A 2,279-nucleotide genomic window follows, 5' to 3' on the forward strand; every position below is an offset into this window, starting at 1 on the left:
ATCGTGACACTGGTAGAACGCAAGAGTGGCTTTGCTGTGCTGGCCAAAGTGCCCAACAAGTCTGCTGATTTGGTGGGTCGGGCCATTGAAGCCAAACTCAAGCCCCTGATCTCACGGGTGAAGACTTTGACGGTGGACAACGGCAAGGAGTTTGCGGATCACCAGGCCATCGATCAGACCCTTGGCATCCAGACCTACTTTGCCGATCCGTATTGCAGTTGGCAGCGCGGCAGCAACGAGAACTTCAATGGTTTGCTGCGCCAATACATTCCCAAGAAGCGGCGCATGGAAACTGTCACCGATGAGGAGTTGACTATGATTGAAAACAGATTGAATCACCGCCCCAGAAAGCGGCTGGGATTCAAGACACCCCACGAGGTGTTTCACGCCTCGTTAAACCGTGTTGCACCTCGTACTTGAATCCGCCAAACCCAACTGCAATGGGCCACCACCACGCCCTACCCCATTGGCGTTCGCCTGCTCACGGGCGAAGGCGGCACTGGCAAAACTCGGCTGGCCATTGAAATGTGCCAGCGCCTGGCTGCTACAGGTTGGCACAGCGGATTTTTACGCAACACCTTGGGGCCTAAGGACTGCGCCGTCTTGGTGCGCGAACTGGCCCAAGCCAACCGCCCAACGCTGATCGTGCTCGATTACGCAGAGACACGCATTACCACGCTGTTGGAACTTTTGTCCCAACTGCTGTCCCAACCACAGCCCCAGTCATTGGCACAGACAAGACCCCAAACTGTTCGCATACTGCTGCTGGCCCGCAGCAGTGGCGAATGGTGGGGGCATTTGCCGGGTATCAACGGGCGCTGCGAAACCCTTCTTACAGGCCGCGCCACCACCGGCCCGTACCCTGTTCCCGCCCTGTATACCGACCCTGCGCTGCGCCAAACCGCCTACGCCCAAGCCCTGGCCACTTTCGCCGGTGTTTTGCAGCGCCCAGCACCCCCTGTACAGCCCGACTTGCAAGCGCCCGCCTACGACAAACCCCTGTTTCTGCACATGGCGGCGCTGCTGGCCTTGTTGGGCGAGCGCACCGAATCGGCCGACGCCTTGCCCATGGCCTTGGTGCGGCACGAAAAACGTTACTGGCACAGGTTAGCCCGCAGCGCAGCGCCCAGCTACCGCGATGCCCAGTCGGTCGAAAAGGACAGCGAGTTGCTCATGGCCTTGGTCACCTTGGTGGGCTCTGCCGCCAGACCCCAAGATATAGAAAAACTCTGGCAAACCGCCGAGGGCGATGCCCCACCCAAGCCCCTGTTCAACGCCTTGGCCGCGCTCTACCCCGGCACGCAAGGGCTCAGCGGCCTGCGCCCCGACCTGTTGGGCGAAGCCTTGGTGGCGCAACAATTGCTGGGCAGCGGCAGTGAAGCGTTGTTGCATGCCGTGCTGGGCAAGGCCGCAACACCAGCCCAACGCCACCACGCGCTCACCGTCTTGTCTCGCCTGCTGCGTGACCGAGAAGACCTTTTCTTACCGATAGAAAACGCCCTCACACAGCATTTTTCTCTGTGCGCCAAAGACATCGTCAAAGTTATCCTGCAAACACCCAGCCGCTTGCCGCAGGTGGCGGAAAGAAGCTTTCAACGCCTACCAATGAGTTTGGCATTACCGGTAGCTGGGCAATTGAAAAATGATTTCGAGCATGACGTGCTGCCGCTGAATGGCTTAGCACTACGAATATTCCAAACATTAAATGCGCAGGCCGAAAAGCGGTGTAAAGGCACCGCAAAGCCAAGCACGGATGACAAAAGCGGCTCTGATGAATTTCAAGTGGGTTGCCCAGCATGAGGATTGATAGCGTGGAAGTCGAGTCTCCCGGCGATCAAGAAGATGACAGTCTTGATCGTTGTGATTCGCGTAAACCCACGCGCACGACGCTTGGATGCCTGGAACAAACCGTTGATGGCTTCGAGGAATCCGTTGGTCTGGCGTGTCTGCGCCCAGGCCACGATGCCTTCCATATGAGCGCGGATCATCTTGGCAACGTCCTTCATCGGTTCGACCTTGGAGCGCATCACGCATGTGCACCAGTGATCCAGCATGGTTCGCACAACGTTGATCTGCTTTCGATCAAGGATCTCACGCAACTGCTCTTTGTAGGACCACGCCCTGGCCGTGCGTTTGACGGTCATCTTGGCCATCAACGCATCCAGTTCAGCTGCCGCCTCCGGTTTGAGCTTGGCTGTGTCTTTGAGCAAAGTCCAGCGCATGCCCTTGAGAGACTTGTCGGTCTTCTGCTCGATCCGGCGCATCTTGTCCACTGCAGT

General features: G+C 58.0%; 3 protein-coding genes. 2 read left to right on the plus strand and 1 reads right to left on the minus strand.

Annotated features, from left to right (window positions below; translation table 11 throughout):
• Nucleotides 1–420 (plus strand): IS30 family transposase (locus AMM33_RS21000; protein WP_194945641.1); only part of this gene is annotated, 420 nt, incomplete at its 5' end.
• Nucleotides 421–525: 105 nt separating this feature from the next.
• On the plus strand, nucleotides 526–1,800 hold the full coding sequence (locus AMM33_RS21005) for a hypothetical protein (protein ID WP_090143185.1): 1,275 nt from the start codon (nucleotides 526–528) through the stop codon (nucleotides 1,798–1,800).
• On the opposite strand, the gene AMM33_RS21010 is transcribed toward AMM33_RS21005, so the two are convergent.
• The coding region (locus AMM33_RS21010) for a transposase (protein ID WP_194945642.1) at nucleotides 1,779–2,279 on the minus strand (501 nt) is incomplete at its 5' end. The two genes, AMM33_RS21005 and AMM33_RS21010, sit on opposite strands and share 22 nt — an antisense overlap.

Source organism: Limnohabitans sp. DM1, assembly GCF_001269385.1.
In the GTDB taxonomy this organism is placed as follows: Bacteria; Pseudomonadota; Gammaproteobacteria; order Burkholderiales; family Burkholderiaceae_C; genus Limnohabitans_A.

What these genes read in the sequence shown, in the direction of transcription:
- AMM33_RS21005 (WP_090143185.1), top strand. Translation starts at nt 526, where the DNA reads ATGTGCCAGCGCCTGGCTGCTACAGGTTGGCACAGCGGATTTTTACGC.